The 24,659-nt window shown below is 58.9% G+C and carries 20 protein-coding genes; 6 read left to right on the top strand and 14 right to left on the bottom strand.

Annotated features, from left to right (window positions below; genetic code table 11):
* On the bottom strand, nt 1-776 hold a 776-nt coding region (locus KHU33_RS05560; RefSeq protein WP_268907111.1), incomplete at its 3' end, for a POTRA domain-containing protein.
* A 522-nt stretch (nt 777-1,298) separates the two neighbouring features.
* Between KHU33_RS05560 and KHU33_RS05555 the strand changes: the two genes are divergently transcribed.
* Complete coding sequence (locus tag KHU33_RS05555; RefSeq protein WP_211461514.1) at nt 1,299-2,984, top strand: peptide chain release factor 3; 1,686 nt, start codon at nt 1,299-1,301, stop codon at nt 2,982-2,984.
* A 96-nt stretch (nt 2,985-3,080) separates the two neighbouring features.
* Here the strand turns inward: KHU33_RS05555 and KHU33_RS05550 are convergent, their stop codons facing one another.
* Entirely contained in the window at nt 3,081-4,409 is a 1,329-nt protein-coding gene (locus KHU33_RS05550; protein WP_211461513.1) for a dicarboxylate/amino acid:cation symporter, read from the bottom strand.
* A 635-nt stretch (nt 4,410-5,044) separates the two neighbouring features.
* Here KHU33_RS05550 and KHU33_RS05545 point away from each other — a divergent pair.
* The 3 genes from KHU33_RS05545 (at nt 5,045) to KHU33_RS05535 (ending at nt 7,663) form a co-directional block, all read left to right on the top strand.
* Nucleotides 5,045-5,785 carry an acetoacetate decarboxylase gene (locus KHU33_RS05545; RefSeq protein ID WP_211461512.1) on the top strand — a complete coding sequence of 247 codons (741 nt, stop codon included), beginning with the start codon at nt 5,045-5,047 and terminating at the stop codon, nt 5,783-5,785.
* Nucleotides 5,786-5,803: 18 nt separating this feature from the next.
* Nucleotides 5,804-6,586 (top strand): 3-hydroxybutyrate dehydrogenase, encoded by a 783-nt coding sequence (locus tag KHU33_RS05540; RefSeq protein ID WP_211461511.1) that lies wholly within the window; start codon nt 5,804-5,806, stop codon nt 6,584-6,586.
* A gap of 108 nt (nt 6,587-6,694) precedes the next feature.
* Complete coding sequence (locus KHU33_RS05535) at nt 6,695-7,663, top strand: hypothetical protein (protein ID WP_211461510.1); 969 nt, start codon at nt 6,695-6,697, stop codon at nt 7,661-7,663.
* Between the two features lie 35 nt (nt 7,664-7,698).
* Here KHU33_RS05535 and treF read toward each other — a convergent pair whose 3' ends face one another.
* The 7 genes from treF to KHU33_RS05500 form a co-directional block, all read right to left on the bottom strand.
* Nucleotides 7,699-9,252, bottom strand: coding sequence for an alpha,alpha-trehalase TreF (gene treF / locus KHU33_RS05530; RefSeq protein WP_211461509.1), 1,554 nt, complete (start codon nt 9,250-9,252; stop codon nt 7,699-7,701).
* A gap of 4 nt (nt 9,253-9,256) precedes the next feature.
* Nucleotides 9,257-10,387 carry an ABC transporter ATP-binding protein gene (locus tag KHU33_RS05525; RefSeq protein WP_211461508.1) on the bottom strand — a complete coding sequence of 377 codons (1,131 nt, stop codon included), beginning with the start codon at nt 10,385-10,387 and terminating at the stop codon, nt 9,257-9,259.
* Nucleotides 10,388-10,400: 13 nt separating this feature from the next.
* Entirely contained in the window at nt 10,401-12,017 is a 1,617-nt protein-coding gene (locus KHU33_RS05520) for an alpha-glucosidase family protein (RefSeq protein ID WP_211461507.1), read from the bottom strand.
* 71 nt (nt 12,018-12,088) lie between these two features.
* Complete coding sequence (locus tag KHU33_RS05515) at nt 12,089-12,922, bottom strand: carbohydrate ABC transporter permease (protein ID WP_211461506.1); 834 nt, start codon at nt 12,920-12,922, stop codon at nt 12,089-12,091.
* Between the two features lies 1 nt (nt 12,923).
* Complete coding sequence (locus KHU33_RS05510; protein WP_211461505.1) at nt 12,924-13,877, bottom strand: carbohydrate ABC transporter permease; 954 nt, start codon at nt 13,875-13,877, stop codon at nt 12,924-12,926.
* Between the two features lie 7 nt (nt 13,878-13,884).
* A complete protein-coding gene (locus tag KHU33_RS05505; RefSeq protein WP_230414069.1) occupies nt 13,885-15,162 on the bottom strand; it encodes an ABC transporter substrate-binding protein in 1,278 nt (425 codons plus the stop codon).
* 116 nt (nt 15,163-15,278) lie between these two features.
* On the bottom strand, nt 15,279-16,538 hold the full coding sequence (locus KHU33_RS05500) for a maltoporin (RefSeq protein ID WP_211461503.1): 1,260 nt from the start codon (nt 16,536-16,538) through the stop codon (nt 15,279-15,281).
* Between the two features lie 294 nt (nt 16,539-16,832).
* Here KHU33_RS05500 and KHU33_RS05495 point away from each other — a divergent pair, with 294 nt between their 5' ends.
* Entirely contained in the window at nt 16,833-17,798 is a 966-nt protein-coding gene (locus tag KHU33_RS05495; protein ID WP_211461502.1) for a LacI family DNA-binding transcriptional regulator, read from the top strand.
* A 39-nt stretch (nt 17,799-17,837) separates the two neighbouring features.
* Here the strand turns inward: KHU33_RS05495 and KHU33_RS05490 are convergent, their stop codons facing one another.
* Nucleotides 17,838-19,160, bottom strand: coding sequence for a hemolysin family protein (locus tag KHU33_RS05490; protein ID WP_211461501.1), 1,323 nt, complete (start codon nt 19,158-19,160; stop codon nt 17,838-17,840).
* Between the two features lie 239 nt (nt 19,161-19,399).
* Between KHU33_RS05490 and KHU33_RS05485 the strand changes: the two genes are divergently transcribed.
* The gene (locus tag KHU33_RS05485) at nt 19,400-20,419 is read left to right on the top strand and encodes a hypothetical protein (RefSeq protein WP_211461500.1); all 1,020 of its coding nucleotides are present in this window, start codon (nt 19,400-19,402) and stop codon (nt 20,417-20,419) included.
* A 39-nt stretch (nt 20,420-20,458) separates the two neighbouring features.
* On the opposite strand, the gene KHU33_RS05480 is transcribed toward KHU33_RS05485, so the two are convergent.
* From KHU33_RS05480 to hemC, 4 genes are read right to left on the bottom strand one after another with little or no spacing between them, the layout of a single operon-like run.
* Nucleotides 20,459-21,655 carry a heme biosynthesis protein HemY gene (locus KHU33_RS05480; RefSeq protein ID WP_211461499.1) on the bottom strand — a complete coding sequence of 399 codons (1,197 nt, stop codon included), beginning with the start codon at nt 21,653-21,655 and terminating at the stop codon, nt 20,459-20,461.
* Between the two features lie 4 nt (nt 21,656-21,659).
* Nucleotides 21,660-22,856, bottom strand: a complete 1,197-nt coding sequence (locus tag KHU33_RS05475) for a uroporphyrinogen-III C-methyltransferase (RefSeq protein WP_211461498.1) — start codon at nt 22,854-22,856, stop codon at nt 21,660-21,662.
* Nucleotides 22,853-23,638, bottom strand: coding sequence for a uroporphyrinogen-III synthase (locus tag KHU33_RS05470; protein WP_211461497.1), 786 nt, complete (start codon nt 23,636-23,638; stop codon nt 22,853-22,855). The genes KHU33_RS05475 and KHU33_RS05470 overlap by 4 nt, the downstream gene beginning before the upstream one ends.
* A gap of 48 nt (nt 23,639-23,686) precedes the next feature.
* Nucleotides 23,687-24,628: a hydroxymethylbilane synthase gene (gene hemC, locus KHU33_RS05465; RefSeq protein WP_211461496.1), complete on the bottom strand. Its 942-nt coding sequence runs from the start codon at nt 24,626-24,628 to the stop codon at nt 23,687-23,689.
* Between the last annotated feature and the right edge of the window lie 31 nt (nt 24,629-24,659).

Raw genomic sequence — 24,659 nt, 5'->3', positions numbered from 1 at the left:
AGTCCGGCCTGCAGCTTGCCGGTGCCTTTCGCGCCGCTGTCGTCCAGGGTGCCGGTCAGCTTCCACGGTTTGCCGCGCTTGACCGTAATGACCACGTCGCTCTCGCCGGGCATTTCGCCGGGGACGATTTCCATGCTGACATCCTGGCTGGGGATACGCTTCATCTGCTCTAACCCCTGTTCCAGATCGCGCAGGTTGAGCAAGTTGCCGGGGCCGGTGGGGAAAGCATTGCGCCAGGTGCCGTAGAGACTGGGATCGGCAAAGCGAATCGCGCGGATCACACCCGGCACCAGCACCAGTTTCAGCACACCGCTGGAGAGATCCTGCTCGGGAATGCCAAGCCGCGTGGTGCTATAGCCGCGCTTCAACATCAGATTGGTCAGGCGCTTGACGATCAAGTCCAGGCCGGCCTTGCCGATACAGGCGCCGTTGTACTGCCGCAGGTAATCCTGGGCAAAGCGGAAATGATCAAACGGCAAATCGCTGGCACCGGCAGCGCGGATCGCCGGCGGCAATTGCGACGGGACATCGAGGACAAACTGGTGAATCGGAAAGCATGGCGATTCGCTGGGCAGGCTCAGGCCGTCGAGCGCCTCTGCGACTGCCTTGTCTTCCAGACTGACGTTAGGCGCTTGCAATTGCCGTTGGCGTTCCTGCAAATCGGCCTGATTACGACGCCGCTGCTCTTCGCTTGACGGCGTTTGCACACTCGGATCACGGCGACGCAATTCCTCCAGGTCAGGCGGCTGGATCGTTTGCGCCAAACCTTCGTGCATGATTGTCGCCAGTAGCAGACTGACGCCCATTCCCCTTGCTAAAGTCGATAAGCTCCCACCACCTTGGTTGGATAAGGTGTACTTCCCCATGTGCTGCCTTCTTTATTATTTCCCCGAGGCGCGATTTTACAAAGTGTCATCATGTTTTCCTACGGGAATTCCCAGAAACATGGACTACTTTGCAATCTTTGACACATTTGTGGCTAATTGGCATCAAAAAGGCAAGGTAACGGCTACGCTTGGCGGGGTTTATTAATCGATTGACAATAACTTTGATTATTGCCGCAAAAATGTGCAATTGACAATAAGTTAAGTCTTAAAAACGCCAGGCCATTGCATTACGAAAGTTTCACATATAGTCGTTTTACTAACTCTGGCCGGTCACCCGACATACGTTATAATCGCGGGTTATCGAAACTGCCAATATGCGGCCACAACCGCGGCCGGCCGGCAGGTTTCCCGTTTTTTCCTCGCATCCATTATTCTCAAGGCAGGCGGCCGAGACCGCCTGAACCACGCATCATGCAAGAACCCGTCTCCGAGCAACCGGACGTTATTAGCACCGCCGATACTGCAGATACTGCCGACATCGCCGCCAACAATGTATCCGTCGAACAAATCGCCAGCGAAGTGGCGCGGCGCCGCACCTTCGGCATCATTTCCCACCCGGATGCCGGCAAAACTACGCTGACTGAAAAATTGCTGCTGTTTTCCGGCGCGATCCAGCTGGCGGGCACCGTCAAGGGCCGCAAAAGCGGCCGCCATGCGACCTCGGACTGGATGGATATCGAAAAGCAGCGCGGCATTTCCGTCGCCAGCTCGGTCATGCAGTTCGAATACCGCGACCACGTGGTCAACCTGCTCGACACCCCGGGCCACCAGGACTTCTCGGAAGATACCTATCGGGTGCTGACGGCGGTCGACTCGGCGCTGATGGTGATCGATGCCGCCAAGGGCGTCGAAACCCAGACCATCAAGCTGCTCAATGTCTGCCGCATGCGCAATACGCCGATCATCACCCTGATGAACAAGATGGACCGCGAAACCCGCGATCCGCTGGAGTTGCTGGACGAGCTGGAATCGGTGCTGAAGATCCAGTGCGCGCCGGTCACCTGGCCGATCGGCATGGGCAAGACTTTCCGCGGCGTGTATCACCTGCTGCGCGACGAGATCCTGCTGTTCGCCGCCGGCAACGACAAGGCTGACCAGGCTTTCGAAGTCATCAAGGGCATCGACAACCCGCGCCTGGATGAAATGTTCCCGCGTGAAATCGAACAGTTGCGGATGGAAGTCGAACTGGTGCACGGCGCTTCCCATCCTTTCGATCAGGAAGCGTTCCTGGCCGGCGTGCAAACCCCGGTATTCTTCGGTTCCGCCATCAACAACTTCGGTATCCGCGAAATCCTCAACGCCCTGATCGACTGGGCTCAACCGCCGGGTTCGCGCGATGCGACAGTGCGCACCGTAGAACCGAAAGAAGCCAGCTTCTCCGGTTTCGTGTTCAAGATCCAGGCCAATATGGACCCGGCTCACCGCGACCGGATTGCTTTCTTGCGGGTCTGCTCCGGCCACTTCCAGCGCGGCATGAAGATCAAGCACCTGCGCCTGAACCGCGAGATCAAGGTATCGAACGTGGTGACCTTCATGGCCTCCAGCCGCGAGCAGGTGGAAGAAGCCTACGCCGGCGACATCATCGGCCTGCCTAACCACGGCAACATGCAGATCGGCGACAGTTTCTCCGAAGGCGAGCTGTTGCAGTTCACCGGCATCCCCTACTTCGCGCCGGACTTTTTCCGCTCGGTGCGGATTCGCAATCCGCTCAAGATCAAGCAATTGCATAAGGGCTTGCAACAGCTCGGTGAAGAAGGCGCGATCCAGGTTTTCAAACCGGTCACCAGCAGCGATCTGGTATTGGGCGGCGTTGGCGTGCTGCAGTTTGAAGTGGTCGCCAGCCGCCTGCTCAACGAGTACGGCGTCGATGCGGTATTCGAAGGCACCAGCATCAGCAGCGCACGCTGGATCACCTGCGACGACAAGAAGATCCTGGCCGATTTCGAGAAATCATCCGCTGGTCATAACGTCGCTTATGATGCTGCCGGCAACATGGCTTATCTGGCGACCTCTGGCGTCAACCTGCGTCTGACGCAAGAGCGCTGGCCGCAAGTCGTGTTCCACGAAACGCGTGAGCATGCGGTCAAGCTGAACTGAGCCGGCAAGCTGCAGACGTAAAAAAGGAGATGCGATTGCATCTCCTTTTTTCATTTCAGGGTGCGCCACCCTGCCTGCCTGACTTACGTATGATCGTTACGTATGATCGCGCTGATCCGCCTTCGCAAGCGCGGCTTCGCGCATCGCCAGTTCCTGCTCGGCGTCGACACCCTTGTTATCCAGTTGACTGTGCAAGCGCTGCTCATCCAGCTCGCCGGTCCATTTCGCCACGATGATAGTCGCGACGCCATTGCCGATGGTATTGGTCAGGGCGCGCGCTTCCGACATGAAACGGTCGATACCCAGGATCAGCGCCAGCCCGGCGACCGGCACATGGCCTACCGCCGACAAAGTCGCCGCCAGCACGATGAAACCGCTGCCGGTGACGCCGGCGGCGCCTTTGGAAGTCAGCAGCAGGACTGCCAGCAAGGTCAGTTGCTGCACCAGCGTCATCGGCGTATCGGTCGCCTGGGCGATGAATACCGCTGCCATGGTCAGGTAGATCGAGGTGCCGTCAAGATTGAACGAGTAACCGGTTGGAATCACCAGGCCGACCACCGATTTCTTGGCGCCCAGGTTTTCCATCTTGCCCATCAGGCGCGGCAGCACCGATTCCGAGGACGAAGTGCCGAGCACGATCAGCAATTCTTCCTTGATGTATTTGACGAACTTCCAGACGCTGAAGCCATGCACCTTGGCGACTATTCCCAGCACGACGAAGATGAACAGCAGGCAGGTCAGATAAAACGCGCCCATCAGCTGGCCCAGCGACAGCAAGGAGCCGACGCCGTATTTGCCGATGGTGAAAGCCATCGCGCCGAAGGCGCCGATAGGTGCGACTTTCATGATCAGGCCGACCATGCCGAACAGCACATGCGAGAATTTTTCAACAAAATCGAACACCAGCGTGCCGCGGCCGCCGAACTTATGCAGCGCGAAGCCGAACAGTATCGCGATCAGCAACACTTGCAGAATCTCGTTCTTGGCAAAGGCGTCGACAAAGCTGCTTGGAATGATGTGGAACAGGAATTCGCTGGTCGATTCCATCTTGCCCGGGCCGGTATAGGCGGCAATGCTCTTGGTGTCGAGCGCGCTCAAATCGACGTGCATGCCGCTGCCCGGATGCCAGACATTGACCACCACCAGGCCGAGGATCAAGGCGACGGTGCTCATGATTTCAAAATACAGCAAGGCCAGGCCGCCGGTCTTGCCGACTTTCTTCATGTCTTCCATGCCGGCGATGCCGATCACCACGGTGCAGAAAATCACCGGCGCAATGATCATCTTGATCAGTTTGATGAAGCCGTCGCCGAGCGGCTTCATGGCCGCCCCGGTTTCCGGATACAGATGCCCAAGCACGACGCCGATCACGATGGCGGTCAATACTTGCACATAAAGCGATTTGTAGAGCGCTGGTTTTGCCATTTGTCCTCTCCGATTAGACTACGTTTTTTTTAGATTATCACCGCTGACCGCTTGCCTGCGCTTACACACACGTACACGTAGCAATATGGCTGGCGCCGATCATGCCGCCTACTTTTTTACCCAACAATCCGCTCATCCTCCATGAATGCCGGAACAGGAAAAGACTGAAAAAAGTGCGCCACTGTAGCTGATAACGCTACCATCACTCAAGTTATTTGCACTCGCCGACAGAAAATTGCATTTTGTGCAATCATCACAGGGCACGTTTTCCGCAATCTCCTGAATTGGCAACCTTGATTGACAATATTGCACAGGGATACATTCTGTTCTGTATTGCCCTTCAAGTAAATTCCTGCATGAGATATTTAGCCTGCGAGACTTTATCAAGCAATCCTTAACTAGCAATACGTATTAGTACGTATTAAGGAAACTTGAGATGGTCTTGTCACAATGCTTGTGTATTCTGGTTTGCGGCAACGTATGCTTGTATTGCATCATTAATAACATCATGTTTTACATCTGAGCCGAAACAAATGCGTTGCACAAAACATGGAAAGTAATGGCAACCTTTCGTCTGTATCGTCTGTCTCAAACAAAACGTATCGCCAGCAAGTCTTTTATAACAAGGAAGATCTATGACTGAAAACGATGTCCGCAAAAACGCCTTTGCGATGCCTATCCACAATCCGGCCTTTCCGCCGGGCCCCTATCGCTTCGTCGATCGTGAGTTTTTGATCATCACCTATCGCACCGATCCGGAAGCGCTCAAGAAAATCATTCCAGCACCGTTGCAGTTCGTCGAACCTATCGTCAAGTTCGAATTCATCAAAATGCCTGATTCGACCGGCTTTGGCCATTACTGCGAATCGGGACAGGTAATCCCGGTGACATTGGACGGCGTGGCCGGAGGCTATGTCCACAATATGTACCTGAACGATCACCCGCCGATTGCCGGCGGCCGTGAATTATGGGGTTTTCCAAAGAAACTCGGCAGCCCGGAATTGCAGGTGCACACTGACACGCTGATGGGTACGCTTGACTATAGCGATTTCCGGATCGCCACTGGCACCATGGGCTACAAGCACAAGACGCTCGATAGCGCTGCCGTGAAAAAATCGCTGGAAACCCCTAGTTTTCTACTGAAGATCATTCCTCACGTGGATGGCACACCGCGTATCTGCGAACTGGTACAGTACAGCCTGACCGACATCATCGTTAAAGGTGCGTGGAGCGGGCCTGGCGCGCTCGACCTGCATCCCCATGCACTGGCTCCTGTCGCCGATCTGCCGGTGCTGGAAGTTATCTCTGCAGTACATATTTTGACCGATCTGACTTTGCCGTTGGGCACCGTCGCTTATGATTACCTCGCCAAATAAACACGTAAAGGATTTGCCATGTCACTCAAAGATAAAGTTGCACTGATTACAGGTTCCGCCAGCGGCATCGGCAAGGAAATCGCCATCGAATACGCACGCGCCGGCGCCAAGGTCGTGATCGCCGACCTGGCGCTCGACGCCGCCACCGCCACCGCCAACGAGATCAGCCAGTCGGGCGGCGTCGCGATGGCAGTCGCCATGAACGTTACCGATGAAGCGCAGGTCGACAAAGGCATCGCCGACGCCGTCGCCGCCTATGGCAGCATCGACGTCCTGATCAGCAATGCCGGGATCCAGATCATCGCCCCTATCGTCGATTCGACCCTGGACAACTGGAAAAAGATGCTGGCGATCCATCTCGACGGCGCTTACCTGACTACGCGCGCAGCGATGCGCGAAATGATCAAGAAGGGCAACGGCGGCGCCATCATCTACATGGGATCGGTCCATTCGCATGAAGCCTCGCCGCTGAAAGCGCCGTACGTCACCGCCAAGCACGGTTTGATCGGCCTGGCCAAAGTGGTCGCCAAGGAAGGCGCGAAAAACAATATCCGCGCCAACGTCATCTGCCCTGGTTTCGTCCGTACGCCGCTGGTGGAAAAGCAGATCCCGGAACAAGCCAAGGAACTCGGCATTACTGAAGACCAGGTGGTCAAGACTGTGATGTTGAAAGATACCGTGGACGGCGAATTCACCACTACCCACGATGTAGCGCAGACCGCGATTTTCCTCGGCGGCTTCGAATCCAACGCGCTGACCGGGCAATCGATCGTGGTCAGCCACGGCTGGTTCATGCAGTAACTCAGTAACTATCAGCAGTTGCCGGTAGCGGGAAAAACGGACAAAAGGGCAAGAAGCGGTTCTTGCCCTTTTTATCGACCGCGGCGGCATTCAATCCGAGAAGTCATTTTGAGCACAATTTATTTTCTGTCAGATTTGCTGTCAGCTTCAGCCCGCCGGCTGCGCCGCATCTGGCTCGGCCGGCACGGTTTGTCTTGCCTGTTGCTGCTGTGCAGTGCTGATCTGCTCGCAAAACCGGTGCCGGCCAAACCGCCCGAGGCGCCGCCGGCGTTTGCCAGCAGACAAGCGGCGCTTGCGGCTCTGCCGCCGCTGATGCTATGGGTGGGGGAACGGCCCGACGACGTTCGCACCTGGATCGACGGCAGCGCCCGGCAAGCCAGACTCAATGGCGCTGAGACCAAACCGGCGCCCTCGAACCAGGAACAGCGGATCGGCGTTGCGGTGCTCGACACCACCATCCTGCTGCGCGACGGCAGCGCCACTGTCCGCCGCCGCCAGCAAGCTCTGCGCCTGCCGCTGGCGTGGTATGCAGACAACCGCCTGCAGCAAAAAACACCGCTGGTCACCATCGTGCATATCGACATGGCGGGTGGCGCGCATAAACCGGCGCTGAACGAAAAACAAAAACGCATTATCGTCAACGCGGTGACTGCCGCCGCGACCCGCAGCCCTAGCCAGGTGGTGCAGCTCGATTTCGAAGTCATGCATAGCCAGAAACCGTTTCTGGCCGACATCGTCAGACGCAGCCGCGACGCCCTGCCCGCTAACGTCGCCTTGTCGATCACGGCGCTGGCGTCGTGGTGCGTGGGCGACGCCTGGCTCAGCGATCTGCCGGCCGATGAAGTGGTGCCGATGGCGTTCCGCATGAATGGCGACACCAAACGCATGCGCGAAGTCCTCGATCAGGACGGCCGCTTCCCGCGTCCGGAATGCCAGCCTAGCCTGGGCTTGTCGCTGGACGAACAGCCGTGGCCGGACAAACTGCGCAGCCAGCGCCTTTACCTGTTTAACCGCAATGCCTGGTCCGCCACCCCGATGGCAGGCTGGGCGGTACGCCTGGGCGCGATTTTCCCGTAGAGTCGGCCACTCTCTCAGAAATGGGATCGCGGCAGTCAGCAATCCAGCTCTGGATACATAGTCAATAATTTGAGCAGCACGCCGTTGGTCCAGCCGAAACCGTGCTGTGTCACATATTCGGCGTCGACGGCGTCGCTGCCGTCTTCGACATTGTATTTCTCCAGCAGCCCGCCGGTGCGGCGAAAGCGCGCGACATTGTTGCCGACCCAGCGGCTGGCGATTTCCCTGGCCAGGTCTGCGTAGCCGTAGCGGCGCAGGCCCGCTATCGCGATCCATTGCAGCGGCGCCCAGCCGTTCGGCGCATCCCATTGCTGGCCGCTATTGACGGTGGTGGTTGCCAGGCCGCCGCTACGCAGCAGTTTTTCGCTGATGCATTGGGCCACGCCCGTGGCCTGCTGTACTGTCGCCACACCGAAAAACAAGGGATACAGCATGGCGGCGGTGACCGCCGGCGAGGTTTGCTGCCGACGCCAGAAATAATCGCAAAAGATGGCGTTCGCGCTATCCCACAACAGCGTCTTGATGGCTGCTGCGCGGCTCCTTGCGTGGCGGCGGTAGAGCGTGGCGGATTGGGCGTCGCCGCTGGCCGCATAGGATTTAGCCAGCGTCTGTTCCAGATGCAGCAGCAGGCAATTGAGATCGACCGGCAGCAATTCTATGGTGCGTATGCTGGCCAGCGTGTGGCCGTCGGCCAGCCAGCGCGAGCTGTAATCCCAGCCGCTGGCGGCGCCTGCGCGCAGATTGCGCCAGATCTCTCCGGCCGGCCGCGTAGACGGATCGGCGGTAGCGATGTCTTCGCGATACGCTTCTTCGCGCGGCGCCGCCAGGTCGTCCCAATAGCGGTTGAGCAGCAAGCCGTCCGCCGCGCTGACCAGATGCCGGTACGCCTGGCCTGGCTGCAATCTGTCGGCGCCATCCATCCAGTAGGCGTATTCGGTTGCCAGCGCCGTTTGCCAGCGCACGTAAGCCTGCTCGCCTTCGCGCTGCGCCACCAGCTCCACCATCGAGGAAAAGAAAGGCGGTTGCGAGCGGCTCAGGAAATAGCTGCGGTTGCCGTTTGGAATATGGCCGTAACGGTTGATCAGCGCGGCAAAATTATCCACCATGCCGTCCACCAGCGCGTGCTTGCCGCTTTGTTCCAGGCCGAGCATGGTGAAGTAGCTGTCCCAGTAGTAGATTTCGCCGAAACGTTCGCCCGGCACGATATAGGAATGCGTCAGCGGCAGCAGCGAAGAACCGGGCACGGCGTCGCCGTCGGGGCGGCGTAGCAGTATCTCCCACATGGAAGCAATGTGGGCGCGCAGACTGCCTTGCGGGTCGGACTGGTAAGTCTGCGCAGTTGCCGCCGGGCGAGAGAAATGCTGCTCTACGAACGCTAACAGGTCGAACCCGTCCTGCTTTCTGCTTTCCTCGTAAAGCGCGAGGATGGCCGCCGGCGGCTGCCTGGGTTCCATGTCGACAAAAGTCTTGCTGTCGACAAAAATGCGCTGCAACTGAACCGCGTCAAACAAGGCTCCCCATACTTCGGAGGGGCTGGCAAGCCGTTGCGGTTTAAGTTCGGTGCGCACGTCTGTAGTTGTTGTAGGCATGGTTTTATGCATCAAGTTCGGCCACATGCAGCCGCCGTTGCGCCCGTCCGTCGGCGACGAACAGATGCAGCGATTCCGGCGGCAGCTTGAGATATAGCGGGACTCCCGGCGCTTGCCGGAAGGTTGAGGGATGGGTATAGACCAGCGGCTGGGCGACGCCGGCGACGTGCACGTAGACGTAGCTGTGTTCGCCCAGATGTTCGACATGCGCCAGCTTTCCGCCGAGGCCGGAGTGCCCCAGCAGGATATGCTCAGGCCGTATGCCGATGGTCACTTCCTGGCCGACGGCGAGCCCGGCCGGGCTGACTCTCGCGCTTACCAGATCGCCGCCCGGCAAGCGTACCGAGACGCCGCTGCCGTCGAGCGCGGCCACCGTGCCAGGCAAAAAATTCATCGACGGCGAACCAATGAAGCCGGCCACAAAGCGATTCACCGGGCGATGGTAAAGCTCCAGCGGTCTGCCTGCCTGCGCCACGCTGCCATCCTTCAGCACGGCGGGGCCGGCGTTCAGCAGCACGATCTGATCGGCCAGGGTCATCGCTTCGACTTGATCGTGGGTAACATAAATCGAGGTCGCGGAACCGATCTTGCGGTGCAGGTGCGCCAACTCGATCCGGGTCTGCACGCGCAGGCCGGCATCCAGGTTGGATAAGGGTTCGTCAAACAAAAATACTTTCGGCTGGCGCACGATCGCGCGGCCGATGGCGACCCGCTGCCGCTGCCCGCCCGAGAGCTGGCGCGGCTTGTAATCGAGCAGCGGCTCCAGCTGCAACATGCGCACTGCTTCGGCCACGCGGCGCTGGACTTCCTGCTCGTTCTTGATGGCGATGCGCAAGCCGAACGCCATGTTTTCAAACACGCTCATGTGCGGGTACAGCGCGTAGCTTTGGAACACCATTGCCACATCACGCTCGGAAGGCGGCAAGTGATTGACCAGGCGGCCATCGATGCTCAGCTCGCCGCCGGAAATCTCTTCCAGGCCGGCGATCATGCGCAGCAAGGTCGATTTGCCACAGCCGGAGGGCCCGATAAAGACGCAGAATTCACCTTGCGTGATTTCCAGGTTGATATTGTTGATGACCAAAGCCTTGGCGTTGTAACGCTTGTGCACATTGCACAATGAAATAGCTGTCATGGCGTCCTGTCCTTTATCCCGGTGTGCCGAAAAATGCCTGGTATGGCGGCAGCGTTACCTGGCCGCCGTCAATTTCAGAATGAAAACCGTGTCCGCCCAGAGCTTGGAAAGACATTCCCGCCGGCAGCGCATAGATGGCTGCGGCGTTCGACAGATTGAACAGGCAGAGTACGGTTTGTGCCTCGTCACGCCGGATCATGGCGACCACCTGGTCGCTTGGGGCCAGCAGTTCCATCTCGCCGTGAATCAATGCCGGCTGCTGTTTGCGCCAGCGCAGGAAATGCCGGTAGCGATGCAAGGTGGATTGCGGATCGGCTTCGGCGCGATCGGCCGCGCATGGCAGATGCGCCGCAGGGATAGGCAGCCACGGGGCGCCGCTGCTGAAGCCGGCATGCAAGCCATCCGCCTGCCACGGCATCGGCGTGCGGCAGCCGTCGCGTCCGGCGAAATCGGGCCACATGGTCTTGCCGTAGGGATCCTGGATCTGTTCATAGGGAATGACAGCCTCGGCCAGCGCCAGCTCCTCGCCCTGATACAGGCAGATCGAACCGCGCAGCGAACCCAGCATGGCCAGCAGCACGGCCGGCAGCAGCGGACTGTCGCCCAGTTCCTGCCAGCGGCTGACCACCCGCGGCACATCATGATTGCCGAGCGACCAGCAAGCCCAGGCGCCGGCGGTTTCGCGCTGGAACTCGTCCAGCACGCCATGGATGAAGCGCGGCGAACATTGCTCGGCCAGCAGGTTGAAGGTGTAGGCCATATGCAGCTTGTCGTTGCCGGCGGTGTAGGCGGCCAGGGTCCGGTACTGGTTGTCGTCGCCGATCTCGCCGATGGTGGCGATGCCGGGATAGGCGTCGGTCAACGCCCGGAAGCGCTGGAGGAAGGCCAGGTTTTCCGGCCGCGTCTTGTCGTAGACGTGCACCTGCAGCGCGTAGGGATTGTTACGCGGAACGCCCACTGCATATTGCCCCGCGGGCTGCGGCGGGTTGGAGCGCAGGGCCTGGTCGTGGAAATAGAAATTGACGGTGTCGAGCCGGAAACCGTCGACCCCGCGCTCAAGCCAGAAGCGCGTGGCGTCGAGCACCGCATCCTGTACTTCGGGATGATGGAAATTCAGGTCTGGCTGGCTGCTCAGGAAATTATGCAGATAGTATTGGCAGCGCCGGGTATCCCATTGCCAAGCGCTACCGCCGAATATCGATTGCCAGTTGTTCGGCGGCGAACCGTCGGCCTGGGGATCTACCCAGACATACCAATCCTGCTTCGGATTGTCGCGGCTGCCGCGGCTTTCCTTGAACCATGCGTGCTGGTCCGAAGTGTGGCTGATGACCTGGTCGATCAATACCTTCAGGCCGTGCTGGTGCGCGGCCGCTATCATTCGATCGAAATCGCCAAGGTCGCCGAAGATCGGATCGACCTGGCGATAATCGGAAACGTCGTAGCCGAAATCGAGCATCGGCGATTTGAAGAAGGGAGAAATCCAGATCGCGTCGATACCCAGTTGCGCCAGGTAAGGCATGCGCGCGGTAATGCCGGCCAGATCGCCGATGCCGTCGCCGTTGCTATCCTGAAAACTGCGCGGGTAGATTTGATAAATCGCTGCGCCGCGCCACCAGTTTTGCTCGTTCATATCGAATGCCTTTGTTTGATAAATTGAGAATGCATGTCGTCAATATTCGTTAAATTAGTTCTAGCCTGGCTCTAGCCCTTTACCGCACCGGCGGTCAGGCCGGAAACGATGTAACGCTGGAAAAACAGCACGACCGCAATCACCGGCAGCGTCACCACCACCGACGCCGCCATGATGTTGCCCCACGGGAGTTCATGCGAACTGGCGCCGGAAATCATGGAAATCGCTACCGGCACCGTGCGCTCGTCGCCGGACAAGGTGAAGGTCAGCGCAAACAGGAATTCGTTCCAGGCTGCGATAAACGCCAGCAGAGAGGTGGCGGCAAGCGCCGGCCACAGCAGCGGGAAGAAGACTTTGAACACAATGCGCAAGGGACCGGCGCCGTCCATGATGGCGGCTTCTTCCAATTCCTTCGGCAAGTCGCGCATGAAAGTCACCAGCACCCAGACGGTAAAGGGCAAGGTGAAAATCAGGTCGGCAATCACCAGGGCGCCGATGTTGTCGTACAGCTTGAGGCCGCGGATCAGTTCGAACATGCCGGACAGAATCGCCACCTGCGGGAACATGGACACCGTCAGGATCGAAAACAGCAGCAAGCGGCGGCCGCGAAACTGAATCCGCGCCAGGGCGTAGGCCGCCAGTATCGCCAGCAGCATCGAGATGGCGACCACACCGACCGCCACCACGATCGAGTTCAGGATGTTGAGCTGGAACGGCTGCTCCAGAAAGACATCGACGTAGTGGCTGAAAGTGACGCTTGACGGCAGCAGCTCCGGATCGAACATGGCCGAACCGCCGCGCAGCGATGAACTGATGGCGTAAAAGAAAGGGAACAGCGCATAGATCAGGATGATGCCGGCGAACAGGTAAAAGCCGATGGTCGCAAGCGGATGGCGGCGTGTCATATCAGTTTTCCTCGTCGATCTTGCTGCGCACCGCAGTCAGGTAAATCACTGTGATCAGTGCAATCATCAGGAATAGCAAAGTGGCCGCGGCCGAACCGTAGCCGACCTGCTGGAAATCAACCAGTTGCTCGCGCACATAGACCGACATGCTCTTGGTCGACTTGCCGTTCGAGGTCAGCACGTAAATCAGGTCGAACACGCGCAAGGCGTCGAGCGCACGGAACAGCATGGCGACCAGGATGCCCGGCATGATCAGCGGCAAGGTGATCTTGCGGAACACGGTCCAGACCGGAATGCCGTCGACCCGCGCCGCTTCGTACAGATCCTGCGGCAGCATCTGCAATGCAGCCAGAATCAGCAGCGCCATGAACGGCGTGGTTTTCCAGGTATCGACCAGGACAATCGTCAGCATCGCCAGATGCGGGTCGGAAGTCCACGCCAGCGGCTGGCTCAGCATGCCGGCTTGCAGCAGCAGATGGTTGATCAGGCCGAACTGGTCGTGCAGCATCCAGGCCCAGATCTTGGCCGAGACCACCGTCGGGATCGCCCACGGCACCAGGATCGCGACCCGCAGCAGGGTCCGGATCCGCGACGGCTGATTCAGCATCATGGCGATGCTCAAGCCGAACAAGGTTTCCAGCAGCACCGAACCAGAGGCAAACAGCAAGGTATTGCCGACCGCATTCCACCAGTCCGGATCTTGCAGCACACCGTATTCGCCGATGTAGTTAGCCAAGCCGATGAACTGCCCGCCGGCCAGGTTGTTCAGGCGGGTGTCGGTGACGCTGAACCAGATCGAACGCAGCAATGGCCAGCCGGCAATCAGCAGCAGCACGATGAACAACGGCGCCACGAACAGCCAGGCGGTGCGGGTCCGCGCCTGGTTCAGGCGGTTGGCAATTGCCGGCGCTGTCGGCTTGGCCGGCGCGATCCCGGCCTCATGTACGATGCTCATGTGCGCGTTACCAGTGGCCGCCGCGACTCAAACGATTCAAGTCGCTTTGCAGTTTTGCCACGCCGTCGCTGGCTTTCTGCTTGCCTGACAAAATTTCATGCGCCATGTTCCAGAACGCATTGCTGACCTGGTTATAGCGTTCGCCGGTGACAGTGGATGGCCGCGCCACCGTATTTTGGAAAGTGCTGTACAGATCGCCCATGAAGGGATTGGCTTTCAGCAGATCCGGGTCTTTGTAGAGGCTCATGATGGTCGGGTTGAACGAGGCGTCGATGGCCCGCTGTTTCTCGACGGCCGGGCTGGTCAGGTACATCACAAGGTCGGCCGCCAGTTTCTGGTTCTTGGAATATTTCGACACCGCCAGCTGCCAGCCGCCGAGCGCGGCAGCACTGCGTCCATCGCCGCCTTTCGGCAAAGGGGCGACGCCAACCTTGTTCTTCACCGTGCTGTCATCCTTCTGCAGCAAGGACCATGCATACGGCCAGTTGCGCATGAAGACCGCATTGCCGGACTGGAAAATCCCGCGCGCGTCTTCTTCCTGGTAATTCAGCACGCCCGCCGGCGTAATCGTGCCGATCCAGCCGGCAGCGTTTTGCAACGCCTTGGCGGCCGCCGGATTGTTGATGGTGACCGCGCCCTTGGCGTCGATGATGGCGCCGCCGTTGTAGCTCGCCACCCATTCCAGCGCATTGCAGGTAAAGCCCTCGTAGGCGCGCCCCTGCCACACATAACCCCACATTTTGCCGTTGCCGGCGGTGCGTTCCGCATCCTGGATTTTTTTCGCTGCGGCGGTAAGCTCGTCCCAGCTGTTCGGCACATTCAGCTGGTACTTGCTGAGCAGGTCTTTGCGATAGTAGAGCAATCCGGCGTCGATATACCAAGGCATGCCGACCAGTTTCCCCTTGTAGGTATTGTTCGCGACCACATTCGGGAAGTGATCTTTTTCCACGCCATTGGAAAAGGGTTTGAGATCGATAAAGTGATCGCCGAGCGTGCCCGGCCAGACCACGTCGATCTGGAACACATCGATCGTATCGCCGCCGGAGCTGAGGATTTGCTGGTATTGCGCGAGACGCTCGCTGGCATCGTTGGGCGAAGAGATCACCACCACCTGGTTGCCGGTTTTCTTGGCCCAGGCATTGACGTTTTCCTTGCACAGATTGAGTTCCTGGCCGACCGAGCCGCAGGATATCTTGAGTGTAGCGGCGTTGGCCGAGCCGGCGAAACCGATGGCCAGGCATGCGGCAGCGACGCCTGCCGCGGTTGCGAGATAGCGTTTTTTCATTGTTGTCTCCATGTTTTCTTGATGTCAGCAATTAATCTGGATAATCGGCGGGATAATTGAATTTAGCACCGTCGGATTTAGCACCGGTAATCAGGTTTGGAAATCAGCTCCAGGCATCACCACCAGGTTTCCAGCTGGATACCGTAACTGGAACCATGCGTTGCGCTGCCAAACGCTCCGTTGCTGGCCAGGGTGCTGCCGCTGGCGGCGGCGTCCTGGGCTGCCTTATTCCATTTTGCGTAGGTATAGAACACGCGCAGTTCCGGCCGGCTGAAAAACGATTTATCCATCGCCAGCGTCGGCGCAATCGAGAATTTGGTCAAGCTCCGGGTCGGCCCATTGCTAGGGCTGACGCGGTCGTGGCCGAGATCGAATTGCATCTTGAAATGATCAGTGATCGCATACACCGGACGCACCCCCAGCGAGAACCAGTTCTGGCCGTAGCCCGGGCTGGTCTGATGCTCGTAAATGGTGTCGAACATGCCGCTGAATTTCGGCGTGATCTGCCACAACAGGCTTTCATTGAAGCGCCAGCGCCGCGTATTGCTGTCCGGGAAAGCTTGGTCGACAAAATTGATCGTGTCCCCTGCCCCTTGACCGTACTGGACAGCGACCTTGTTATAGCCGCCGAACAACTGGTCCTGCTTGTGTTGCACGGTAATCGAAAAGCCATCGTGGCCGTTGGCGACGGCGGCCGGTTTTTGCATCAGCGACAAGCCGATCTGCAGGTTGCCGTTGGGATTGGTCTTGATGCCGTCCACCTGGAAGTCGTGGCGATTCGCCAGGTGAGGCTGGAATTGCGCATCCTGGCGGAACCAGGCGTAGCTGTACTTCAAGCCGTTGATTTCGACATTGTCCATGCCGACGCCGGTGCCGGTCGGATTCCAGTAGTAATAATCAATCGAATGAATATCGTTGCGATGGTAATAAATCCGGCCGGCCCAGATACGCGCCTCCGGGTTCAGTCCGGGCAGGTTGGTCGCTTGCAGATAAGCCTGCGGCAGCCGCACCGAACCATTGGTGCTGGAGTTGAAATGCGGCAGGACATTGTTCGGGTTATACAAGCTGGCCATGGCGTCGGCGCTTACTGTCAGGCCGTTGTCGAAGGTGAACAGCTTTTGTTTCACTTCCAGTTCGCTATAGTCCTCGCACTCATTGCCGAGCCGGTATTTGCTGCTGGCGCCGGCCAGCTGGAAGCACGGTTGCGAGCTGCTGCTGCCGTTACCGCCTATCGGGGTGCCGGTGCCGGCGCGCAGATAGCCATGAAATTCAAAGCCGTCCAGGCCGGGGAAGCCGCGTTGGACAGTGCCGTCATCGGCACAGGCGATGCTTGTGACGGTCGCAGAAAGTACCGCGCAGAAAAGTTGTTTTCTCAATTTTGTCTCCTGTTTATAAGTTTTGTAAGCGGTTACAATCCGCCTTTTTAAAAATCGGGATAAAGCTCTTCTTTGATTGCTTTTATCCCGAGGTTGCTTTGTAAGCGCTTACAAGATATCTTTCCACTATTCCGGTGTCAAGCACAAAATGCATGCCGGAGGAGTTTTTCCGGCAGCATGGCTGGACAGCCGGTTGGCTCTTGATTCTCCGTGCGTCAGCTCAGTCTCGGATTCGGAATTGATGTATAAACGAAACAAAATGTCGGGCTGACGTAAAAACAGACGTGAAAGCATATGAAGATAAAAATCGATGATGTTGCCAGGCTCGCGGGTGTTTCCACCGGCACGATCAGCCGCGTCATTAATGGCCATTCGACGGTTGCCAAAGCTACTCGCATCAAAGTGCTGGGAGTGATGGAGCAGCTCGGTTACGAACCCGATCCGGTGGCGCGCGAATTGTCGATGCGCTCCAAGTTTACGCTGGGCATCTGGATCGGCGCCGGCGAAAATCGTCTGTCGCCCTATTTCAACCGCTTCTGGTTTGCCGTGTTGCGCGAAATGCAGGAGCGTGCCATCCAGTTTGTCGAGGTTCCTGTCGCGCTGGAGCAGATCAAGCGCCGGCTGGATGCGGTACTGATGTTCAAGTCGACCGACATCGACGAACGTTTGCGGCAGCTGACCGAGCGCAAGGTGCCGGCAGTGCTGATCGGCCATGATCCGCGCATCTCTTGCGTCGCCCCCGACGATGTCGCCGGCGGCACGCTGGCGGCGCAGCAATTCATTGCGCGCGGCCATACCAGGCTGATGCTGTTGAACGGCAACGCCGGCGTGCAGTGGGAAATCGACCGCAGAAAAGGATTTGTCGACACCCTGCTCCGCCACGGCTTGGATACCGAGCGCTGCGTGGTGCAGGGCGAGGCGTCGGTACTCGGCGGTTATCGCCTGATGCGGGAAGTGTGGAGCGCCGGCATGCGCCCCACCGGCGTGTTTTGCGGCACCGATGAAATGGCGATCGGCGCTTTAGGCGCGTTGCAGGATTTGCAGGTGCCGGTCCCCGAGGCCGTATCCATCATCGGCTTTGACGGATTAACCGCTGAACTATGCCCTGCCCTTACCTCTGTCGCGCAGAATATCGAAGCCATTTCACAGCATGCGGTGACGTTGGCGCTGGAGGCGATCGACGGCAAACCGTCGCGCCAGGTGGTGGTGCCGGTCACGCTCTACGACGGCAAAACGCTGGCCGACGCTGCTCAGCTCTGAACGGAGTCGACCAGTAAGTTAAGCTATCCGGCTATCCGCTTATCCGGCATCCACCGCGCGCGGCGCCGGATACACCTTGACCAGCACAATCCGCGGGCCGTTCATTTTCTTGACCACGATATCGAAACCGTCGAATTCGATTTTTTGCCCTTCATGCGGCAGATCGCCTAGCTTGGCCATGATCAGGCCGCCCACCGAGTCGACGTCTTCGTCGCCCTCGATCACGACGTCGATGCCGAGTATCCGCTCCAGACTGAAGATCGGCAGGCTGCCCTTGCCCAGCAAGGTGCCGTCGTCCAGGCGGCTCCATTCATTGTCGTTACGACGGAATTCGTCACGGATCTCACCCACCATTGCGCCCAGCAAATTATCGAGGGTGATAAAACCTTCAGGCTTGCTGCCCCTTTTACCGATGACGGCAAAATGCGGCGAGCCGGTGCGGAAGCGGCGGAACAATTCCAAAGCCGGCATGCGCGGCGACACGTATTCCACCGGCCGCAAATAAGCGTTCAGACTGTCGATCGACTTGCCTTCCTGCTGCGCGATAAACAAATCCTTCAGATGGATCACGCCCAGTACGTTGACGCCGCTCTGGTCGAAGTAGGGATAACGGCTGAAACGATGGCGATAAATGGTCTGCAGGTTTTCCGGCAGGCTGCGGGCCTGATGCAGGGCCGTGATTTCATTGATAGGGCGCATCAGGTCGGAGACCTCAAGTTCGCTGAAATCGAGCGATTGCGCCAGGACATTCCATTCGTCGCGGTTGAATTTTTCACCGATGTGACTGCCGCGCAGAATCAATTTCAATTCATCTGCCGAATATTGCGCGTCATGGCCGTGGGCGGCGGCCAGGCCGGCCAGGCGCAGGATCCAGTTGGCGCTGGCGTTGAGCGTCCAGATGGCTGGATACATGGCCCAGTAAAAGCCATACAGAGGCAAGGCGCACCACAGCCCTATCACTTCTGGATTGCGAATCGCCACGGTCTTCGGCGCCAGTTCGCCGATCACGATGTGCAGGAAGGAAATCAGGAAGAAGGCGAAGAAAAAGGAGATCCCGTGTATCAGCTCCGGCGAACTGACGCCGATCCAGCCGAACAGCGGCTGCAACAAGCTGGCGAAAGCCGGTTCGCCGATCCAGCCTAGCCCCAGCGAGGCCAATGTAATGCCGAGTTGGCAGGCGGACAGATAGGCGTCCAGTTGATGATGCACGGTCGCCAAAATGCGGCCCCGCAAGCCTTGGGTCTTGGCAATGGCGCGGATACGGGTCTGGCGTAGTTTGACCAGACCGAATTCGGCAGCCACAAAAAAACCGTTGAGTGCTACCAGAAATAATGCTGCGATAACCAATAACAGGTTGTTCAATGAATCTCTTTCATGAGTAATGACGGATGACAAGTATAGGGGATGGGGATGCTTTTAACAAAAACCATCAATCAGCCATGCAGAAGAACCGCTGCAGCTTCAGAGAAAGAGATAAGGACAGCACGTCATGGTCAGGGATCGTTCATCTTGTAAAACCCATTTCCCCTTACTAGGATGAAGAGTCATCCGGGCACTCGCGCTGTGCCAAGCGGTACCGTGGCCCCAATCGGAGGCGCCTCATGAATAATCACAAATACCTTATCATCGCCAGTGCCGTCGCCATCCTTGCAGCCGGCCCCGCACTTGGCCACGACGAAGAACACTCCCATGGAGAGCCGGGTACTGCAAAACTCGGCACCGTGAAGTTCCCAACCTCGTGCACTCCCGCAGCACAGCTCCAGTTCGAGAAAGCCTTGGCGATGCTGCATTCGTTCTTTTACCCGGCGACGCTCAAAGCATTTGAAGCCGTCATGCAGACCGATCCGCACTGCGCTATCGCTTACTGGGGGCTGGCCATCGCCCAACGTCCCAATCCGCTGGTCGGTCCGTTCGACGAGACAGCGCTCAAGAGCGGGTTGGACGCAGTGCAAAAGGGCTTGGCCCTGAACCCCAAGACCGAGCGGGAACGTGACTGGCTGCTGGCGGCCGAGGCGTTTTTTAAAGACTACGATAAGGTCCCGCAAGACCAGCGCACGATGGCCTACGAGCAGGCAATGGAACGGCTGATGCAGAAGTATCCCGATGATTCGGAAGCCGCAATTTTCTATGCCCTCGCGCTCAACGAGACTGCGTTGCATAGCGACAAGACCGACGCCAAGCAACTCAAGGCTGCGGCGATCCTGGAAAAGATTTACCGGGAACAGCCCGACCATCCGGGCGTCGCCCATTACCTGATCCACAGCTACGACTACACGCCGCTCGCCCAGCGCGGATTGCCGTTCGCCAAGCAATACGCGCAGATCGCACCGGCCGCGCCGCACGCGGTGCACATGCCCTCGCACATCTACTCGATGCTCGGCATGTGGGAAGACTCGGTTAAAGCGAACCAATCCGCGCTGGGGGTGATGCACGAAGAGGCCGCCATGCAAGCGACCCCCAACCGCCTGCGCGGCCTGTACGGTGCGGCGAAGGCGGCAGAGATGCTGAAGGACAAGCCGAAAGCCAAGGCGTATTACGAGAAGCTGGTCGTGCTCACGCAAAACGCGGACACGGTACGGCCGGAACTGCAGCAAGCGAAGTTGTATCTGAGCCGACGCTGAGTGTCCGCGCGGTCCGGTTTCTGGAGGGTATATCCGCTACTACAGCGTGGTCGCCAGCGCACACTGGCGGTAATGCTCCGCTGCCAACGCTTGCTGATCAATCGCCTCATGCAATTGTCCCAGTTTCAGATGCGCCTCGCGCACCGTGGCCGGCGCTACTGCATCCGACAAGGCGTGCTCCAGATGACGCTGGGCCTTGCCCCATAATTTTTGCTTGAAGCAGAAGCTGCCCAAGGTCAATTCCAGTTCGGCATCGTTCGGCGCCTTGATCGCCCAGTGTTCGCAATGCTCGATTTGCGACAGCAACTCGGGGCTGGCCTCGGCAGCAGCCGCATCGCGGTAGACCGCCAGCAGGCGCTGGTCCCACTCGACCGCCAGCGATTTTTCGACGATGGCGCGCGCCTCGCCATGCAAACCGCATTTGTTGAAAGCCTGGGCGCCGCGCATGGCGATGAACGGCTTGATCCGGTCTTCGCTGGGCACTGTGGCCCACAACCGTGTAATCGATTCGGCGTCGTGCGCATCGTCCGACAACAAACCGTCGTAAGCCAGCTCACGCAAGCGGGTCGACAGGGCTGGATGCAAGGCGTCGTGCTTGTTCAGGGTCCGCACCAGGCGCAGCACTTCCAGCCAGTTCTTGGCTTGCTGGTTGGCTTTCAAGGCCAGCCGCAAGGCGTGGATATGACGCGTGCCGCGGCCGTTCAGTTCGCTGACGGTTTGCAACGCCGCTTGCGACTTGTGTTCATCCACCAGCAAATCCAGGGTGGTGATCAGGCGCGCGGTTTTCAGCGGCTCGTTTTCTTCGATACTGGCCAGCCAGATATCGCGGCGCTCGGGTTGCCCCATGCGATGGGCGGCACGAGCGCCGATCAAGGCCGCTACGCCGAGGTTGTCTGGCAGTTCGGCGGCGCGCGTGGCGGCTTTTTCAGCCTGGCCGAAACGGCCCTCGAACAAGGACTTGAGAGCATCGCGCAAGGCATTATTGGAGGTGGTTTCAAGCTTGTGCCGGCGATAGCCGATCACCCGCGCAGGCAATTTCTGGGTCACCCGGATCGTCCGGATCACCACGTACAGGATGATGAATAGAATCGCCAGCGCTACGACGAAGAAATTCAGCGACAGGTCAATCCGGTATGGCGGGAAAAACAGCACCACGTTACCGGGGTTGTAACGCGCCAGCACGGCCAGGCCGATGGCGACTGCAAACAGAGCAACAAGCCGGAGAAAGAATCGCATAGGACTATGGCTTGCCTTTATAAGTACGGATCGCCGCGGGGCTGTCCAGCGCCGGCATGGTGATCGAAAGATTGCTGTTCTGGACCTGCTTCAGCATGGTCTGTACGGTCTGGGTCTGTTTGGCGCGGGTATCGAAATACTTGCTGATGGTTTCCTGGGCCGCGATCAGATCGCTGCGGAACGCCGACTCGTTACGCGACAGCAGACCGAGGCGGGCGTTGAGCAAACGCAGCTTCAGGTTCTCTCTGGCGTAGTAAGCCTGGGTTGGCGACAACAGCAAGGCGTCAGGCGTGGCAACCGTACGCACTCTGATCAACTGGCTGATCTCGGTCCACATCTCGGCGCTCCAGCTTTGCCATTTATCCTTCAGGCTGTTCTTCCAGTCAGCCACCACGGCATCGGCCGCAACTTGCGATTTGGGGATGCTGGCGCTGCCGGACGATTTTGCCTTGCTGCCGGCAAGCGCCTGGTTGTTCGGCTTGCTGACGCCGACGATCGGCTTCTCATCGGACAACAGCGGCATGCTGTCGATCTGGCCGATGACGCTGTCAAGGCGCACCGCGATGCCGGTGACATCCAGCGTCGGCAAGGCTTTCAGTTTTTCGATATCGCTGGCGATGGCGCGCCGCACGATGATGAATTGCGGCTTGTCGGAACGCGACAGGTTCTTGTCGGCATTTTGCAGCGCAATCAGTGCGCCCTGGACGTTGCCGGCCAGTTGCAATTGCTGGCTGGCGGTCGACAGCACGTCCTCGACCTGGGCCAGAGCCCAATCGTCGCTGTTGCGCGACAAATCCTTATACAGCTGCTCCAGCGCCAGTTGCTGGCTTTGCGACTCGACCTGCTTGCTTTCCAACACGCTGACCTTGCCTTGCAATTCCTTGGTCTCGTCCTGCACCGACTTGACCAGCACCTTGGTTTCGGTATTGGTGCTGTCGCCGACTTGCAGACGGCGCGCGATTTCCTGGCGCAGTTTGTTGTTCTCGCTATGCATCACCCACCATTGCCCGGCCAGCAGCACGGCAAGCAGCAGCAACGCAATGTAAATCAGGCCAAGCGGCCTTTTTGAGCTGTTGTTCGAACGCTTGTCTTGATTGACCGCATAAGGTTGCAGCACGGGCTGCGACGACGGCGATGCCGCCGCACTGACGGCAGGACCAGCAGGCTGGTTCGATTCTGGAGTGGGTATCGATTCGTTCATAGCGGGAATTGTAACGCGTCGAGTAGCCGTTCGTCGCCTGAGCCGGTGAGAGTCACATCGTTAAATCCAAGCGCATGTGCCGTTTCGGCAATACGGGCATGCGGGACAAGGAGTTTCTGCTGTTGGATTTTTGCAACACCGGCGCTGCCTTCGACCGCCTGCACCAGGTCCACCAGATGCCTGAGCGCCTCCGAACTGGTCAGTATCCAGTCGTTTTCGGTATTCAGCAATAATTGCAGCCGGCTTTTCAAGGCTGCATCGAGGACCGGCGCCTGGCGTCGATAGGCGGCGACGGCCTGCACCTCGACACCCGCCGCCAGCAAGCTGTCGGCAAAAAAATCACGGCCGCTTTCGCCGCGCACCAGCAACACTTGCAAACCGCGCAAGGCAGTCAGATCAAGTGCCTGCAACAGCCCTTCGGAATCGGTCCTGGCCGGATCCGGCGGACTGAAGATGGTGGCATTTTGCGCCGTCACGCCATGCCGCGCCAGCGCCGCCCGGCTGCCCTCGCCGACAATCCCGACCGCGAGCTGCCGCGGCCAGCTTGCGATATGGCGAAACGCGGCGTCGATCGCATTCGGGCTGACAAACACTACCAATGCATAAGTATTGAGTTGATCGAGGACGGCCCGTAAAGCGGTGGTGTCGCTTAGCGGCAGGATCTCCAGCAAGGGAAAAATCACCGGCTGGCGTCCGCGCGCCGTAATCTGCTGCGCCAGCGCGGTGGCTTGCGCCGCCGGCCTGGTGATGACGATCGGACGCAAGATCGGACTAGACTGCATGGCAGCCATCTGCTTGCCGGTATAGGAAAAGGTCACTGCGCCGTAACACTAGGCCTCCTTGCACAACGCCAGAATCGCCGCGGCATCCTGCGCTTCCAGTGCTGCGGCGATCTGTTCTCCCAAAACCTCAGGTGCGTCGGCGGCGCCGCTGGCGTCGGCAATTGCCACCCGCAGGCCGTCCGGCGTGGCGATCATCGCCCGCAAGCGCATCTGGTCGCCGCTGATGGTGGCGAACGCCGCCAGCGGAATCTGGCAACTGCCGCCAAAGGCGCGCGACAAGGTGCGCTCGGCAGTCACCGCCAACTCTGTGGGCCGATGATTCAATGGCGCAAGTATTTCTTGCAGATCGGCACGGTCGGCGCGGATCTCGATCGCCATCGCACCCTGCCCCGGCGCCGGCAAACTTTGTTCAGGCTCGATCAGGGCTTTGATGCGCGCGGCCAGGCCGAGCCGCTTGAGACCGGCAGCAGCCAGGATGATGGCGGCATATTCGCCGCGATCGAGCTTGGCCAGCCGGGTATCGAGATTGCCGCGCAAAGGCTTGATTTGCAGCAAGGGAAAGCGCGCAGCGATCAGGGCTTGGCGGCGCAGGCTGCTGGTGCCGACGATGGCGCCGGCAGGCAATTGCTCCAGGCTGGCATAGTCATTCGAGACGAAAGCGTCGCGCGGGTCTTCGCGCTCAAGCACGGCGCTCAGCGCAAAACCGGGCGGCAACTCCATCGGCATATCCTTCAGCGAATGCACCGCCAGATCGGCGCGGCCTTCCTCCATCGCCACTTCCAGCTCCTTGACGAACAGACCTTTGCCGCCGACTTTGGACAAGGTGCGATCAAGAATTTGATCGCCGCGAGTAGTCATTCCGAGGATTTCTATATTACAGTCTGGATATAATGCAGATAACCGGGCGCGCACGTGTTCCGCTTGCCACATGGCCAGCCGGCTTTCGCGCGATGCGATCACTAACTTGGAAGGGGAGGAGATTTTCGACACAGGTACTTTCAAAATTCAGCCATGCAGCGCT

The sequence above is a fragment of the Collimonas silvisoli genome (assembly GCF_018305005.1).
In the GTDB taxonomy this organism is placed as follows: Bacteria; Pseudomonadota; Gammaproteobacteria; order Burkholderiales; family Burkholderiaceae_D; genus Collimonas; species Collimonas silvisoli.
The sequence above is the reverse complement of the archived record's forward strand: the minus strand, read 5'-3'. Positions and strand labels throughout refer to the sequence as shown.